Source organism: Kangiella sediminilitoris (assembly GCF_001708405.1).
GTDB lineage: Bacteria > Pseudomonadota > Gammaproteobacteria > Enterobacterales > Kangiellaceae > Kangiella > Kangiella sediminilitoris.
In genome coordinates this window covers 1654907-1670983 of record NZ_CP012418.1, presented here as the reverse complement: position 1 = coordinate 1670983, position 16077 = coordinate 1654907, and the positions used below count along the sequence as shown (strand labels likewise).

Below are 16077 nucleotides of genomic sequence, written 5' to 3'. Positions count from 1 at the left end.
GGGGTTAGGAGTTTTTATGTTAATTCCAAGTATTGATTTATTAGACGGCAAGGCCGTACAGCTTGAGCAGGGGAACCCTGATCGAAAGATTGTTGAGGAATCCGATGTTTTTGGATTACTGGAAAAGTTTTCGTTGTATGGCGAAGTAGCTATCATTGATTTGGACGCGGCATTAGGAAGAGGCAGCAACAAGGATCTAATCAAACAGTTAATCAAACGCTATCCATGTCGTGTCGGAGGTGGCATACGGGACTATGATACTGCTAGAGAATATTTATCAGCAGGAGCCAAAAAGGTCATTCTGGGTACGTCTTGCCGCTCTGAGTTCGTCAAAAAACTTCCAGCATCCCAGCTGATATTCGCCATTGATGCCAAAGGCGATGACTGGGTAACACATGGCTGGCAGTCAACCGATACAGTCAAGGTGCTCGATTTAATAAGTGAAATCCAAAGTAATTGTTCCGAGTTTTTATATACCCAGGTACAAAAAGAAGGCCTGCTTAAAGGCGTTGATCGCGAGCGTATAGAGCAAGTTATTAAAACTTCAAAAATACCAGTGACCGTTGCGGGCGGTATCACAACCCTGGACGATGTAGAGTTCATTAATAAGCTTGGTGCTAACAGCCAAATCGGCATGTCGGTTTATACTGGCAGATTGAGTCTGGAAGATGCCTTGTTCCAATGTCTGGATTTTAATAAGTCTGAACTGATTCCAACCGTGGTACAGGATGCGGAAACTAGTCAGGTGCTGATGTTGGCTTACTCCAGCGAAAACTCCTTACGGGAAGCGTTTAAGCGAAAAGCTGGAGTCTATTATAGTCGTTCACGACAAGAGTTATGGGAGAAGGGTTTGACCAGCGGCAACACACAGGAATTGGTAAATGTTGATTATGACTGTGATGGTGATACCTTACTATTCAAGGTCAGACAGTCGGGTAATGCCTGTCACTTTGAGCGTTACAGCTGTTTTGCTACACAGGATAGAGGGTTTGATTTGAACACTCTCAATCGAGTATTTGAGCAACGTCTGGACGAGTTGAAATCTACTACAAGCCCGCAGTCTTTTACTCAAAAACTGTTTTCAAGCGAAAAGCTGCAAATTGAAAAATTGAACGAAGAGTGTCAGGAGTTGATAGAAGCCAGTGACTCAGACGAGGTTCGCTGGGAAGCGGCAGACTTAATATTCTTTGCTCTGGTTAACGCCAAGGCAAAGGGCGTATCAGCCCAGGAAATTATTAGTGAATTGGGGGCGCGAAATGCAGGGTAAACAACTAGATTTTATGCCATGCAGCCAGTGGCAGAGAGAGCTGAGCAACAGTGCTACGGATATTGAGCCTCAGGTCAGGGAGCTTCTTGATAAAGTGGTGGAGCAAGGTGATCCTGCCATCGAAGAGCTTAGTCAGCGGTTTGATGGTTTTTCGCCACGCTTTATAGAGCTGAAGCCTTATGATCAGTATGGACTGGAAACAGGTTTATTAAATGCCATTGTCGCTGCAGGAAAACGGATAGAAGCTTTTGCCGAATTTCAGCGTAAACAGTTGCGTGACAGCACATACCTGGATGAGTGCGGAGAGTTTGGTTTTCGGTATCAACCGATTGAACGTATAGGCGCTTATATCCCGGGAGGTCGTTTTCCTCTGATATCGACTGCACTGATGACTTTGATTCCTGCAAAGCTGGCTGGTTGCCGAGAGCGAATTGCCTGCTCTCCATCTGACCACCCGGCAGTTCTGGCGGCAGCTAGTTTTGCAGGGGCTACTCAGTTTATTCAAATAGGTGGGGCCCAGGCAATTGCAGCCCTTGCTTTTGGTTACCAGCAGATTAACCCTGTTCAAATGATTGTGGGGCCGGGTAATCAGTATGTAAACATAGCAAAACAGTTACTGAGTAACCGGGTTCAAATTGACGTTGCTGCGGGTCCCAGTGAGTTACTGATACTGGCTGATGAAGAGGTAAATCAGGAGTGGCTGATAGCCGATATGGCGGCTCAGGCAGAACATGATCCTCAGGCGCAAAGCATACTGGTCAGTGATAGTCAGTCGTTGTTGAATCAGGTAAGAGAGCAACTGGAAACCGATGAGGCTCTAACTGAGTTATTGCAGCAAAATCAGATTGTACTTTTACTGGCACAATCGATTGAAGAGATGGTGAACTTTAGTAATCAATATGCCGCTGAACACTTACTACTGGCGGATACAAGGATTGACCAGGGAAGACTGATTAATTTTGGCTCGCTGTTTGTTGGTGAAAACAGTGCAGTAGCCTATGGCGATTATTGTTCAGGACCTAATCATACCTTGCCAACCATGGGAACGGCTAACCGCTCCAGTGGTTTAAGCGTTCAAAGTTTTATGAAATTACAATCGGTTCAGTCAATTCATGATCAGGGAAGAAAAGAATTATCATCTATTGGTGAAAAAATAGCCGAAGCTGAGCAATTGGTTTGGCACAAACGATCAATGCAGGTAAGATCCTGATAACTAAGTTATTGGGATCTATCTATGTTCAGAATCGGTCATGGCTATGACGTTCATAAATTTGGTGGTGATAAGCCGCTAATACTGGGAGGCGTGCTGTTTGAAGGGGAACAGGGGCTGCTGGCTCATTCAGACGGCGATGTTGTATTACATGCTGTCTGTGATGCACTTCTGGGGGCCGTTGCTAAGGGGGACATTGGCCACCACTTCCCAGACACAAGCGATGAATTTGCCGGAGCTGACAGCCAAGACTTAACGAAGTCGGTCATGTCACTTGTTCGCAGTGAAGGATATCAGCTTGGAAATCTTGATGTGACGATTGTCGCCCAGAAGCCCAAGATGGCCTCTAAAATAGAGCCTATGAAAAAGGTTATTGCCGCCATCTGTAATTCCGAGCTGACCCAGGTTAATTTAAAAGCAACCACGACCGAAAAACTCGGGTTCGTTGGCCGAGAAGAAGGCATTGCGGTTCATGCCGTATGCCTGTTACAGAAGTCGCAATGAACGATTATAAACAAGTTGCCTGCTACGACTGGCACAGATTTTATGGTAAGCCATTAGGCGAGGCTCTCTTTAAGTCCCTGCTAGAAGACTTTGTTGTGGAGGAATCATTGCGTTTCGAGCCTTCAGGAGAAGGTGCTCACCATTATCTCTATATTGAAAAGCACAATGTAAATACGGATATAGTATGTCATAAGCTAAGACGGTTTGCCGATGTAAAGCCTACCGATATTGGTTATGCAGGAAAAAAAGATAGGTTTGCTGTTGCCAGACAGTGGTTCAGCGTTCAACTCCCTCTCTTACAAGAGACTAGCTGGCCAGAATTTAACGATGATGAGGTTACGGTTCTGGAGGCTGTCCGCCATGATAAAAAATTAAGAATAGGTGCGGTTAAGTCAAATCATTTTAATATCACTTTGAGGGAGTTTAAGGGTAAAAAGGATGAGTTTGAACAGCGTCTGCAACAAGTAGCTGAATACGGATTCCCAAACTACTTTGGTGAGCAGCGGTTCGGTAACCAAGGCTCAAGCCAGCTTTCAAACTTGGAGCGTGGTATTGACTTATTAATGTCTAATAAGAAGCTGAAGAATCGCAATTTGCAGGGGTTGCTGTATTCTTCAGTGCGCTCTTTCCTTTTTAATCATGTGCTTTCAAAGCGGATTGAAAAAGGCCTTCATTCAACCTTACTAGAAGGAGACTATGTGCAACTGAGTGGCTCGGAAAAAGGCTTTATTGTTAAGGAGCTTGATGCTGAGCAACCTAGGTTTAAAGAGCATGATATTTTACTGACAGGGCCTTTGCCGGGCTCTCGATCTCAACCTCTTCATGAAGCAAAAGCCTTTGAAACAGAGGCGCTTGCTGATTATCAGGTGCTAATTGAGAAATTGGCTAATAAGCGCTTTAACGAAGATCGTAGGGCTCTTGTATGTTTTCCTAAAAATGTCACGTCCAAATGGCATAATGATGAAACTGTCACACTGTCTTTTGATTTACCAAAAGGGTGTTTCGCGACCAGTTTATTGCGTGAACTGGTAGTAACAAACCAAATGAATACCAAAACAGAATAACGGCTATATGAAAATACTACTTAGTAATGATGATGGTTTTTTTGCACCAGGGATTAATACTCTATTCGACTACTTATCTAAAATTGCCGAAGTAACAACTGTTGCTCCTGATCGTAATAGAAGTGGGGCAAGTAACTCGCTGACGCTGGATAAGCCTATTCGTGTCAATGAAACCGAAAGGGGCTTCTACTCGGTAACAGGCACCCCTACTGATTGTGTTCACCTTGGAACGCACCATATTATGCCGGAAGCACCTGACATGGTTGTTGCGGGTATCAATACAGGCGCAAACCTGGGAGACGACACACTATATTCAGGAACCGTTGCTGCTGCAATGGAAGGTAGAGCCCTTGGTTATCCTGCAGTTGCCATCTCTTTGGTTGGGCATAATTGTCAGCATTATGTCACAGCGGCTAAAGTGGCTATCGATATTATTAAGGGGCTGAAGGATCATGCCATGGAAAAAAACCGAGTGTTGAACATCAATGTTCCAGATGTCCCATATGATGAATTAAAGGGAATTAGGCTAACTCGCTTGGGAAATCGCCACCGTGCTGATACTATTATTCCGGATAAGGATCCAAAAGGGCGACCTATATACTGGTTAGGTCCGTTGCCTGAAGGTCAGGATATTGGGGAAGGTACTGATTTTCATGCAGTTATGAATGGCTATGTATCGGTCACACCGATTAACGTAGATTTAACCGCTTACAATAGTTTTGACGAGCTTGAAGGATTCTTAGAGACGATCAAAAGCTAACAATAGATAATAAATATATGAACGCAACACATATTTCGGGTATTGGCATGACCTCAGCGCGGACTCGTACACGGTTGGTAGAACGTTTGAGAGCTGAAGGTATAAAAAACGAAGAGCTCTTAAAAATCATTGAGTTAACACCACGTCACCTGTTTGTAGATGAGGGGCTGTCACACCGTGCCTATGAAGATACTGCTTTGCCTATCGGTATGGGGCAGACCATTTCACAGCCCTACATAGTCGCCAAAATGACTGAAACCCTGATGGAAACGGGGAGCATGAACAAAGTTCTTGAAATTGGTACAGGTTGCGGTTATCAAACCTCTATTTTGGGAAAGGTATCGAAAACTGTCTTCACAGTTGAGAGGATAAGAGCACTTCATATGCAGGCAAGAAAGACTCTTACTGCTATTGGGCAGCATAATATCCAGTACTTGCTTGCAGATGGCTTCAACGGCTGGCAACAGTATGCTCCTTATGATGCCATTATCGTCACTGCCGCGCCTCCGAAAGTTCCTGAAAAATTATTAGCTCAACTAGCGGATGGTGGACGCATGGTTATTCCTGTTGGAACGACTGAAACAGCTCAGGACTTAATGCTTATTCAGCGTAAAGGCGATGAGTTTGAAGAGAGCGTTATAGAAAAAGTGCGCTTTGTACCTTTGGTTAGCGGCATCGAACGATGAATATCTTCACCAAACTATATGACGCATGCCTGCGTTGGGCGCGTCATCGTTATGCTGTTTACATCTTGGGTTTTATTAGCTTCATAGAATCAATTTTTTTCCCAATTCCAACTGCTGCTATGCTTGCGCCGATGGCGTTGGCAAAGCCTCATCATGCATTACGACTGGCTCTTATAGCTATGGTCACCTCAGTATTGGGTGGTGTGGCAGGTTACCTTATTGGTGCTTTTGCGTTTGAGTCCTGGGTCTTGCCCTGGATTCATGAACTTGGGTACACAGAAACGTATTTAAGAGCTTTGGATTGGTTCGCCGAGTATGGTGTCTGGGTGGTGTTAATTGCTGGGTTTTCCCCAGTGCCCTATAAGATATTCACTCTAACTGCAGGGGCTCTCAGTATGGCCTTTGTACCATTTTTTATTGCTTCAATTATTGCTCGGAGCGCCCAGTTTTTCTTGATTAGTGGATTAATTAAATGGGGCGGGGAACAAATGCAGCATAAATTACGTCAATATGTAGACTGGATAGGCTGGGGCGTTTTGATTTTAGGAGTTTTGGCCTATATTATTTACAACGTCACTCATTAGTGGCTCAATGGTCTTAATTTACAAAAGCTTACTGCGGTAGGGATGCAGGCTGATGCAAAAACAAACCAAAGACATTTTAAAACGTTCGGCCATTCGCTCTTTGTGGATTGTTGCTCTTGTCCTATTGGTATATCTATTGCAAGGCTGTGGCAACCCTCGTCTGGCACCCATCGAAGAGAGGGACGCTACAGGAAACGGCGCGGAGCTCCATAGTTTTTATCCGCCTACAGAGGTTGATAACAGTCAGCAGTTTTATTTTGTCCAGCCCGCGGATACTCTGTATTCAATCGCATTTCGGTATGGACTGGATTATAAAACGTTAGCTGATGTGAATAATATTGACGCAGCCTACACCATATACCCTGGACAAAAATTGGATCTGGAAAAAGCACGTCTAGCTGAAAACTCCAGTATTACAAATACATCTACTGTTGCCACCAATACGGAGGCAAAAAAAGCCGTAGGCGGCAGTAAAGTCATTGCCAGAAGAAGTCAGGTACAGGAAATTTCTCGAACTGCTCCAACAAAAATCGTAGCAAAAGAGCCTGAGGCTGAACGAGCTACTAGCCAGCAGGAAAAAGAAACAAAACCCAAGTCGCAGGTTGCAAAGAAAACCTCGGTAGACAAGCCGAAGCGTAAAGAAAAAGCACAGCCAGTCAGGAAGCAACGTCCGAAACCAGCCCAAACTCAAACTTTTGTTAATAAGAGCGTCAAGTACTGGATGTGGCCAAATATGGGGCGCATCATTAAGCGCTTTTCTAGCGCCACCAATTCTCGTGGTATAGATATTGCCGGTAATATCGGAGAGCCAGTTAGAGCTGCAGCTCCAGGACTCGTGGTCTATGCTGGCAGAGGATTAAGGGGGTACGGTAATTTAATTATTGTTAAGCATAACAGCGAATTCATCAGTGCTTATGCGCATAACAAGCGCCTGCTGGTTAAAGAAAATGAAATCATTAAAGCTGGGCAAAAAATAGCCGAAGTTGGTAATACTGATTCTGACATTCCAAAGCTTCATTTTGAAATTCGCTACAAAGGTAAGCCTGTTGATCCTTTAAGGTATTTGCCTAAGCGTTAATTTTTCATCACTTTAAGGCTGCTTTTAGATCTTTGAGATAAACCCCTTTTTTTAAGAAAAGGGTATCGTTAGCTACCGCTATATTATTTTCTATTAATTCCTTCTGAATTTTATTTTCATTAAACCTTGAAGGGCTACCGTAGTTATGTGGCTCTAAAAGGAATGACTTGAACGAATTTAGTTGTAAGCCATTTATTTCTCCGAGATAGAGGCTTTCCAAGAATAGCTCGCCCATTGAGTCCTGAGCTAGAGGATAGTATCCCTCTATGGCCCATGAGTCTTCTTCCTTCGATAAAAATATTAAAGCCTTGCCTGCATTAAACCTTGGGGTACACCACTCACTAGAAATAGTAAAAGTATCATATTGAGGAAGTTGATACCCTTGCAGATGTTCCTGGTTAACGAAGGTACTTTGTTGTATACCACAACTGTTTGATTTTTTAACAAAGTCTAACCGTGAAGACGGACCTTGGTATTGAGATAGTCTGAAAGAATTCTGATAACGGTTTTTATGGCCCTGTAAGTATTCAGGGTGCTTACTATAGAAGTTTTGACTGCTTTTAGAGCCAATGAATAATGTTGTGGTGTTTTCTGGAGCTTGTGGTTTTTTAGCCGGGAGTTTAAAAATATACGTAAAGATTACAACAACTAAAGCTATCAAAGAAGCGCATAGCAATTGTAGCGTTGAACTCTTCATCTCGTATCCTTAACAAAACTTATAACTCATTATGAATTCGGTTGAGTAATAGCACAACTTCTTTAATCACCATCTCAGGCTCATCATTCTTTGGGAAATGGTAGCTATTCTCAGTGAGTACGGCCTTACCCTGAGGAAAGGATTCGGCCCATTCTTTGTGTAGCTCTCCCCACATCTCTCGAGCTTTATCGGTAAAAAAGAGTAGAGGGGGCTCTTCATAGATTTTTACGGAGGCTATAACGGTAACGGGGATATCTGGAATCTCAGGGTAGTCTGGTAAAGGACGTTTAGACCAAAAGGTTGGACATAGCATTTTTCATGTCGTCGAGTTTGACCTGAGCGATTTCTTTTTCAGCTTTTGCAAGATCAATTTCTCGCATGATATCGACATCATGCTCTGAAGCTGGTTCTATTAGCATTAGACCTGAAATTTTCTCAGGGTAAGTGGCGGCAAAGGTTCGAGCAATGTAAGCGCCATAGGAGTGAGCGATATAAACTACAGGGCTATCAATATTGAGTGCTTCTAAAAGTAGTTTTGCTTCTGCTGCATATTCTTCTGAGCTGTAATTCTTTATTAAGGGACTGGAGTTACCGTTGCCAATTCTTGAGTAACGGAGAACTTTGGCATGCTTGGTTAGCTGGTCATAAACCGGATCCCAGTCATCCAGCCCCGCTGAACCGCCTGCTTCTAATAAAATAATGGTGTCGCCCTTTCCAGCCAGCTCATATTCAATGGTATAGCCTGCAATCTCGGTTGTTTGTGTAGCAGTCATGGCGATATTACTGCAAAGGATTATAAAGCCAACTAAAGCTTTTGTAATGCTTAGATATAGGGACATGATGATGTTTTCTTATTTACAGATAGTCAGTAGTGTTTATAAAGAATTCTTAGCATTGCAGTCCAGACAACGATAGCCAATAAGTTTGCCGGGAGCAGGGCCAATCGCCAGGAAAAAAAGGAGTGTCTTGGTGCCACTATAAAGCGGCTCTAATTCTTCTGACCCGCAGTAGTCACACTTGGTGACTTCATAGTCAGGGAACTCTTGCTGAAGGTTATCTTCAAAACTGGTTTCTAAATATTGCTGGTATATGCTTTTGGCGTGTTCTAAGTCTTCTGCATGTACCATCACTCGAACCCCGCCTAAGGCATTGCTGATAGGCCAATAAAGGCGAATATGCTCTTCGTTAACCACATATGCCTGCACACCCTCTGACTCAAGAAAGCCTTTAAAAAGGTGTGCCTGCCATGGCAGTTCAAAAGCAGCAACTTTTTTTAGTGACATAAGGTTGCTTGCTTACTTTATAACTTTGATCGCTAGCGCATGAATATCTGTTTGCATCATATCGCCTAAGGCATCATATATTAGGCGGTGTTGCTGTATCATTCTTTTGCCTTCTAATAAGTCGCTTTTGATAATTACCGTAAAATGTCCAAGCCCACCTTTGGCGCCAGCATGACCGATGTGTTTGTGGCTGTCGTCGATGATATCCAGCTGCTCTGGCTGTAACGCTTCAGAGATTCGTTGGTGCATCTTTTGAATACGGACTGTATTGTCAGGAGCTTGTTGTGTCATAGTGAAATCAACCTGTCGGGTTAAGGTAATACTTTTTTGTAAGGTTTAACGGTGACATTTTTATAGACACCTGCTTTGATATAGGGATCCGCATCAGCCCAATCTCGGGCAGACTCAAGGGATTCGAATTCCGCGACCACCAGGCTCCCGGTAAAGCCAGCCTCCCCAGGTTCATTACTGTCTATAGCTGGCAAAGGACCTGCCATAATCAAACGCCCTTCATTTTTCAAAGTTTCAAGTCTCTGTATGTGATCAGGGCGAGCCTTTGCACGCAAAGATAAAGAGTTATCAACATCTTCAGAGTAAATCATATATAGCATGCGAACTTCCTATTTCTGATGGTTTTGTTCTTCTTCAATATGCAAGTGGTCTTTGAGCATTATCATGCTGATGATCAGAAGGCCAAAGAGTAACACAAACATACTGATGAGTTTAAAGTAAAACCAAAAGTCTGTACTGAAATTAAAAGCAATATAGAGGTTAAGGCCACCGTAGGAGGCTAACGTTATAATCCACAGCCAATTGGTTTTGGCTAACAAAGACTCAGGCGCTGAGTCTTTTATCAGGCCACTCGACTTGGTCAAATCCTTAATGACATATTTTTTAGAGGCTAACTGCCTGATTAATATAAATAATGCACCGGCCCAGACGGCAATACTGGTTTTCCACTTGATGAAATCATCATCATTAAAATAGTACGCCAGAGCAACCAGAGCCAGGCCCACAAAGAATAAGGCTACATGGCTCGTTTTAAGCTCTTTTTTGGTGAAATAGTGGGCAATCATCTGTATCAAGGTCAAGCCACTCCAAATGGCCGCCGCTAGAATAAGGTTCTTAGTTAATAGATACGCCGCAATAAAACCAACAATGGGATAGTTTTCTTTAATAAATGTCATAAAATTACCTGTTATTTTGCCTGCTAAGTTTACCTTATCGCAAAAGGTAGGCAAACTAACGGTAACGATTATTTAAAACATTTATGATGCTTAGAGATCTCCATTGCCACACAGTAGCGTCTGACGGCGACTTAACCGTTTCAGAGCTATTGAAGCTTGCCTCTGAAAGAGGCGTCGATGAGCTGGCGATCACCGATCATGACTCAATCGATTGCCTTGCTGAGAGTATGAGCCTGGCCGAAGGGTTCGACATAAACCTGGTCCCCGGTGTTGAAATTTCAGCAACTGCAGGTAGAAAAAAAGATACTTTACACATCGTTGGACTGCAGGTGGATTATCAGCATGCCGGTTTAACCTCGTTTTTGAGAGATATTCAGAATAAAAGACATCAGCGTGCATTAGAGATGGCGCATAAGTTGGAAAAAAGCGGAATAAGAGGCGCACTCCCCGATATAGAATACATGCTGGACAGCCAGCCTATGGTTTGTCGAACTCATTTAGCCCAATACCTACTGGACAGGGGAGAAGTTAAAACCTTTGGCAATGCCTTTAAGCAGTATCTGGCGCAGGGCGGTAAAGCCTATGTTAAAGATCAGTGGTTCGATATAGAGGATGTTGTCGCCATGATTATTCAAGCCGGAGGTATTCCTGTCCTGGCGCATCCTACTCGTTATGGTATGGGCTCTAATAAATTGAAGCAGATAGTAGAGCATTTTAAAAGTATTGGTGGTAAGGGTATTGAGGTTTGTTACCCTAATCTTCACCCTGGACAAAAAAACTTATTGGCTGACTGGTGCCGTAAGTTTGAGCTGTATGCCTCTCAGGGCTCTGACTTTCATTCTCCCGATAAGCCGTGGGCTTTATTTGGAAAATTTGCGCCATTACCTGAGAGCGTTACGCCTGTCTGGCAGTCTCCGGATTGGTCTTGAGTTAATAAATAGAGTTGTCGTGATGACCCAATTAATAGAAATACATAATGAAAATCCGCAGCCTCGACTAATTAGTCAGGTGGTAGCAATGATACGACAGGGAGCTCTAGTGGCATATCCTACAGACTCTGGTTATGCACTGGGCTGTCATATTGGTGATAAGTCGGCGCTGGATCGAATTCGACGCATACGTGATTTAGATAAAAAACATAATTTTACACTGGTCTGTAAAGACCTGTCCGAACTCGCAACCTACGCCCGTGTAGATAATGCGGCATTTCGATTAATTAAAAATAATACACCCGGCCCTTATACCTTCATTCTAAGAGCCACCGGTGAAGTGCCGAACCGGCTAAAGCATCCTAAAAAGAAAACTATTGGTATCCGAGTACCAGAAACGCCAATTACGCAGGCTCTGCTGGAAGACTTAGGCGAGCCGCTTATGAGTACCAGTCTGATCCTGCCACAGCAGGAAGAAGGGCAGGTTCTGGAGCCATTTGAGATATATGAACTATTAAATGGACGCGTTGATGTCGTTATTGATGGGGGCTACTGTGGGCATGAGCCTACGACCGTTATTGACTTAACTTCAGGATATCCTGAAGTTATGCGACATGGTGCCGGAGATACAGTATCTTTTGAATAATGAATACATAGTTCCACAAAGATAAAAGGGTAGTTAAAGCTTTTATCTTTGTGGGCTGATTGTAAATTTTTAGTTTACATCTTCATAGACGTTCAATTGCCTTAAGTATTTAGCTGCTCGTTCATCACCATAGTCATGAGCAATACGGAAATACTTGATTGCTCTATCATTATCTTTTTTTACGAAATAACCACTGTAGTAAATCATAGCGAGGTTGTAGTTATCACCCGCCAGGACTTTCTTGTCTGAATCATCATAATTCCTCTTAGGGGAAATATATTTATCAAGAAAATTTACCAGAGTAAGGTTTTGGTGTATGTCACCAAGCCAGTTTGAGTGTCCATGCCCAGATCTGGGATACTCATGATAAGTAACCTCGGTCTTGTCTAGTTTGTTAAGGACATAATCAAGTCGTCGGCTGTGCTCAGCAGTCGCTATTTCATCTTCTAATCCAGCGAACAAAAGAATGGGCACTTTAATCTTCTCAGCCTTATACAAAGGAGAGTTAGCTTTTAGCTGTTCATAATCCGTATCAATATCACCAACAACAAACCCGATAGCATCTTTCGCTTTTTCTGAATGATTCAGGTTCGTTGAGGTATAAAGAAGAGGTAAGTCAAAAACACCAAATGCTGAAATGGCACATTTGTAGGTCTTTGGGTAGAGCATAGTGGAAGTTACTGCGGAGTACCCACCATAACTGCTTCCATAGATACAAGCTTTATTCGAGTCGATTGCTGGCGACTCAAAAGCTTTTTGGGTCATCAAGTGGATATCAGCTTCAATACCTTGACCAAACTGCTCTCTACCAGCATTCATGTATGATTTCCCGTATCCAGAGCTTCCTCGGAAATTTACTGTTAAAACTGCATAGCCCCTATTAATCAAGAACTGGATATCACGATCAAATTCATTACGATCCTGAACCCCTATAGGCCCGCCATGGGGCATAACGACGAGAGGATTATTTTTTGTGCTGTCAGGAAGGTATAAAAACCCTTCAACCGTCCTTTTAAGTTCATTTTCAACAGTCAGTAGTTGTGCTTTAACAAAACTATAGGGATGAAGATCCGGCATTGCGTTTTGTAAAAATCTTAATTTATCTTTTTCTACGCTGTAATGGTAAAACTTGCCAGGATGTGAAGCATCATTTGCATAGATGACCAAATCGGTATTATCTTTTGAACGGTTGATGACAAAAACTGAATCTAAACCTATTTCGTTGTTTAGTTTTTGTTGAAGCTTCTGGTCAACCTTATCTAGAAACTTCTGTTTAGTGACCCCGCGTTCAACGTATGAAACCGCGGTGAGTTTGTTCATTTTATGGTTATAAGTAGCGCTCTTTAAGTCATAATTTTCTGAGCTATACAAAACCTCTATATCTTTTTTCAATATAGTGTCATATTTCACAACAGACACTTTATCTCTGCCTAGGTTGGACAAAGCTATAATATACCGCTCATTAAGTTTTGCTACTGGCTTAAAAATGTCCAGTCTGGACTGACTGTCCGAGCCAGAATTGTCGGTTGAGCGATAGAATTCTCGCCATTCATCCTTTGCTTTATCGTATATTGAGTAAGAGTTATAGTTTTCATAGGTTTGACCAATCATCTCTAACGAATAGTCTTCGTCGGAAACATAAAAAGATGTAGTGTTATCTAGAAAATAGCTCAAGCTTTTGAAGGTTCGAAAAACCTTTACATGATTTCTTTTACTATGTTTTTTCAAACCTCTAAGCTGGGCTAAATCTATTTCAATAAGCTCATACCTACGGTTACCTCTATCAAGCTTAGAGAACAGCAACCTGTCTTTTTGTCCATACATCGTATTAATCACCTGGCCATGAGCCTCAACGGTAAAGTGATCAATTTCGAAAGTATCGTTCTTGAAAGTGAAATCAATAAAACGCGTGTATATTTTATCAAGGGTGCCGACATAGCTGATGTAAGCCGTATCGCTGTCTATCCAGGCAAAGTCTATAATGTGCTTGTTGCCTGAGTTTGAGAGTTTAAATATTTCTAACCCATCGCTGGAGCCAGCGTTAAAGGCGAATAATTGGTGATTACCATCAGTAAAGGCGTTACCTAAAATAATATTACCATCTGGTGAAATAACAAAATTTCTGTACTGGACAGAGTGAAATATTTCGTTAGATTTAATGAGGCTTGAGTTCGCTGTCAAAGAGCACAGAACTAAGACCAGTCCCAGGATAAGATTCCGAACTATCATTACTTACCCCCTTGCAGTTTGTTGATATAGTCAAAGAACGCATCCTCCGGGCCATCTTTGGAATAGGTGAGCTGATAGCGCGCTAGTAGATCGGGAAAATTCTTTTGTAAAAACTCCATTGCTATCGTTGAGCTGTTCTTTATTTGAACTATGAAGCCTCTGCCAACATTCTCAATATTGAAGTGCCCTATATAATTGATCTTATTCGGCTCAATATTAACCTTCCAATTAGCTTTTTCATTGGTACCCAAAGGGATGTATTGGTATTTACTTATGATTTTGACCTTGGTGATATCATAAGTACCTGCGGGTATGCTGGTAACAACGAAGTTATGATTGTCATCATAAAGTGTATGCTCAAGTTCGTAGTTGCCCGGTCCTGAAAACGTCAGGCTATAAATAGCGGTATCCGACTCATAGGCAATAACGACAATACCGTTAGAGTTGTCTGGTTCAAGCTTTTGGTTATTAGAGAAGTTTTGTAGTTTTGTTGTGCAGCCGCTTAAAAAGGCTATGGCTATCACCATAGCAAGAGCGATTATTCGCTTCATTATTATTTCCTATTGTTTGTGTTTTTTATAATATTGACATAATCAGTATATCCGAAGTGATTTAAAATGTTTAGTTCTTGACCATTTTTTGGGGCTATTCAGGCGTAGCGTTTTTGCGCTATATAGTTATAATGGGCAGTCTTAAGTATTTTCTATAAAAATTTTCAAAGGAAATCCATTGAGTTCTATATCAGTTGGCCAGCAGCGCGTTCTTTCAGGCATGCGTCCTACGGGACCTTTACATTTGGGGCATTACCACGGGGTTTTAAAAAATTGGGCACAGATGCAGCATGAGTATGAGTGCTTTTTCATGGTTGCTGACTGGCATGCTTTAACTACGAATTATGATGACACGTCGCAAATAGAAGGATACGTCTGGGATACTGTGATTGACTGGTTAGCTGCTGGGATAAACCCTAGCGCTTCGACAATCTTTGTACAGTCGCGTGTTCCAGAGCATGCAGAACTACATCTGCTGATGTCAATGACGACGCCACTTGGATGGTTAGAGCGGGTTCCGACCTATAAAGAACAGCAGGAAAAACTGCAAAACAAAGACTTGTCCACCTATGGTTTTTTAGGTTATCCGCTACTTCAGGCTGCTGATATTCTGGTGTATCGAGCGGGCAATGTGCCTGTGGGTGCTGATCAGGTTCCGCATGTAGAGATGACAAGGGAAGCGGCACGTCGATTTAACCACTTTTACGGTAAAGAACCAGGTTTTGAGGAAAAGGTTACGCAAGCAATTAAAAAAATGGGCAAGAAAAACGCCAAATTATACAAAAGCTTACGTAAAAAATTCCAGGAAGAGGGAGACCACTCAGCGTTGGAAACCGCACAGGCGCTGGTTGAATCTCAGGCTAATATTTCTCTAAACGACCGCGAGCGTCTCTACGGTTATCTTGACGGTGCAGGCAAGGTTATTTTACCCGAGCCTAAGGCTTTACTGACGCCGGTATCAAAGATGCCCGGCCTCGATGGTCAGAAAATGTCAAAGTCTTATGGCAATGCTATTTCCATGAGAGAGCCACGTGAATCGGTAGAGCAGAAAATCAGAAAGATGCCTACGGATCCAGCTCGGGTACGTCGAGATGATCCGGGTGATCCAGAAAACTGCCCAGTGTGGGAGTTCCATAAAATATATTCACCGGATGAAGTCAAAGACTGGGTCAAAAAAGGCTGTACAACCGCTGGTATTGGCTGTGTAGAATGTAAGCAACCCGTTATTGATGGCGTGTGCGCTGAGCAGCAACAGTTTGTTGAACGTGCCCAAGAGTATGTTGATAGTCCTGAAATAGTGCGTAATATTGTTTCAGAGGGGTGCGACCGAGCGAGAGACGCTGCCAAAGAAACTATGGATGATGTACGTCAAGCGATGGGACTTTCCTATAAATAAATGAGA

Annotated in this window: 18 protein-coding genes and 1 pseudogene; 11 read left to right on the top strand and 8 right to left on the bottom strand. The window is 42.7% G+C overall.

Features of this window, described 5'->3' with window-relative positions:
- Positions 1 to 16 precede the first annotated feature (16 nt).
- Genes hisI through KS2013_RS07650 form a run of 8 tightly spaced genes read left to right on the top strand, consistent with a single transcriptional unit; the run spans position 17 to position 7153 of the window.
- On the top strand, positions 17 to 1267 hold the full coding sequence (hisI, locus tag KS2013_RS07685) for a phosphoribosyl-AMP cyclohydrolase (protein WP_068992095.1): 1251 nt from the start codon (positions 17 to 19) through the stop codon (positions 1265 to 1267).
- Entirely contained in the window at positions 1257 to 2477 is a 1221-nt protein-coding gene (gene hisD / locus KS2013_RS07680; RefSeq protein ID WP_068992094.1) for a histidinol dehydrogenase, read from the top strand. The genes hisI and hisD overlap by 11 nt, the downstream gene beginning before the upstream one ends.
- A 24-nt stretch (positions 2478 to 2501) precedes the next feature.
- On the top strand, positions 2502 to 2981 hold the full coding sequence (gene ispF / locus KS2013_RS07675) for a 2-C-methyl-D-erythritol 2,4-cyclodiphosphate synthase (protein WP_068992092.1): 480 nt from the start codon (positions 2502 to 2504) through the stop codon (positions 2979 to 2981).
- Positions 2978 to 4045 (top strand): tRNA pseudouridine(13) synthase TruD, encoded by a 1068-nt coding sequence (gene truD, locus KS2013_RS07670; protein ID WP_068992089.1) that lies wholly within the window; start codon positions 2978 to 2980, stop codon positions 4043 to 4045. Before ispF ends, truD begins: the two co-directional genes overlap by 4 nt.
- 7 nt (positions 4046 to 4052) lie before the next feature.
- Entirely contained in the window at positions 4053 to 4805 is a 753-nt protein-coding gene (surE, locus tag KS2013_RS07665; RefSeq protein WP_068992086.1) for a 5'/3'-nucleotidase SurE, read from the top strand.
- A gap of 17 nt (positions 4806 to 4822) precedes the next feature.
- The gene (locus tag KS2013_RS07660; protein WP_068992083.1) at positions 4823 to 5491 is read left to right on the top strand and encodes a protein-L-isoaspartate(D-aspartate) O-methyltransferase; all 669 of its coding nucleotides are present in this window, start codon (positions 4823 to 4825) and stop codon (positions 5489 to 5491) included.
- Positions 5488 to 6075: a YqaA family protein gene (locus KS2013_RS07655; RefSeq protein WP_068992080.1), complete on the top strand. Its 588-nt coding sequence runs from the start codon at positions 5488 to 5490 to the stop codon at positions 6073 to 6075. Before KS2013_RS07660 ends, KS2013_RS07655 begins: the two co-directional genes overlap by 4 nt.
- 52 nt (positions 6076 to 6127) lie before the next feature.
- Positions 6128 to 7153 (top strand): peptidoglycan DD-metalloendopeptidase family protein, encoded by a 1026-nt coding sequence (locus KS2013_RS07650; protein ID WP_068992077.1) that lies wholly within the window; start codon positions 6128 to 6130, stop codon positions 7151 to 7153.
- Between the two features lie 7 nt (positions 7154 to 7160).
- Here the strand turns inward: KS2013_RS07650 and KS2013_RS07645 are convergent, their stop codons facing one another.
- From KS2013_RS07645 to KS2013_RS07620, 6 genes and pseudogenes are all read right to left on the bottom strand, one after another.
- A complete protein-coding gene (locus tag KS2013_RS07645; RefSeq protein ID WP_068992074.1) occupies positions 7161 to 7850 on the bottom strand; it encodes a hypothetical protein in 690 nt (229 codons plus the stop codon).
- A gap of 19 nt (positions 7851 to 7869) precedes the next feature.
- Positions 7870 to 8623, bottom strand: a pseudogene (locus tag KS2013_RS12160) (alpha/beta fold hydrolase).
- A gap of 102 nt (positions 8624 to 8725) precedes the next feature.
- Positions 8726 to 9133: a putative signal transducing protein gene (locus tag KS2013_RS07635; protein ID WP_068992071.1), complete on the bottom strand. Its 408-nt coding sequence runs from the start codon at positions 9131 to 9133 to the stop codon at positions 8726 to 8728.
- Between the two features lie 12 nt (positions 9134 to 9145).
- Positions 9146 to 9424, bottom strand: coding sequence for a BolA family protein (locus KS2013_RS07630; RefSeq protein WP_068992068.1), 279 nt, complete (start codon positions 9422 to 9424; stop codon positions 9146 to 9148).
- 20 nt (positions 9425 to 9444) lie between these two features.
- Complete coding sequence (locus KS2013_RS07625; protein WP_068992065.1) at positions 9445 to 9744, bottom strand: YciI family protein; 300 nt, start codon at positions 9742 to 9744, stop codon at positions 9445 to 9447.
- A gap of 9 nt (positions 9745 to 9753) precedes the next feature.
- On the bottom strand, positions 9754 to 10320 hold the full coding sequence (locus KS2013_RS07620) for an inner membrane-spanning protein YciB (protein ID WP_083217817.1): 567 nt from the start codon (positions 10318 to 10320) through the stop codon (positions 9754 to 9756).
- Positions 10321 to 10403: 83 nt separating this feature from the next.
- On the opposite strand from KS2013_RS07620, the gene KS2013_RS07615 reads away from it, so the two are divergent.
- Together KS2013_RS07615 and KS2013_RS07610 are read left to right on the top strand one after the other, a co-directional pair.
- Positions 10404 to 11249 carry a PHP domain-containing protein gene (locus KS2013_RS07615; RefSeq protein ID WP_228703650.1) on the top strand — a complete coding sequence of 282 codons (846 nt, stop codon included), beginning with the start codon at positions 10404 to 10406 and terminating at the stop codon, positions 11247 to 11249.
- 22 nt (positions 11250 to 11271) lie between these two features.
- Positions 11272 to 11895, top strand: coding sequence for an L-threonylcarbamoyladenylate synthase (locus tag KS2013_RS07610; protein ID WP_068992060.1), 624 nt, complete (start codon positions 11272 to 11274; stop codon positions 11893 to 11895).
- Positions 11896 to 11964: 69 nt separating this feature from the next.
- Here KS2013_RS07610 and KS2013_RS07605 read toward each other — a convergent pair whose 3' ends face one another.
- Both KS2013_RS07605 and KS2013_RS07600 read right to left on the bottom strand, forming a co-directional pair.
- Positions 11965 to 14124, bottom strand: coding sequence for a prolyl oligopeptidase family serine peptidase (locus tag KS2013_RS07605; RefSeq protein ID WP_068992056.1), 2160 nt, complete (start codon positions 14122 to 14124; stop codon positions 11965 to 11967).
- Positions 14124 to 14675, bottom strand: a complete 552-nt coding sequence (locus KS2013_RS07600) for a hypothetical protein (RefSeq protein ID WP_068992053.1) — start codon at positions 14673 to 14675, stop codon at positions 14124 to 14126. The genes KS2013_RS07605 and KS2013_RS07600 overlap by 1 nt, the downstream gene beginning before the upstream one ends.
- Before the next feature lie 178 nt (positions 14676 to 14853).
- Between KS2013_RS07600 and KS2013_RS07595 the strand changes: the two genes are divergently transcribed.
- Positions 14854 to 16071, top strand: coding sequence for a tryptophan--tRNA ligase (locus tag KS2013_RS07595; RefSeq protein ID WP_068992049.1), 1218 nt, complete (start codon positions 14854 to 14856; stop codon positions 16069 to 16071).
- Positions 16072 to 16077 lie beyond the last annotated feature (6 nt).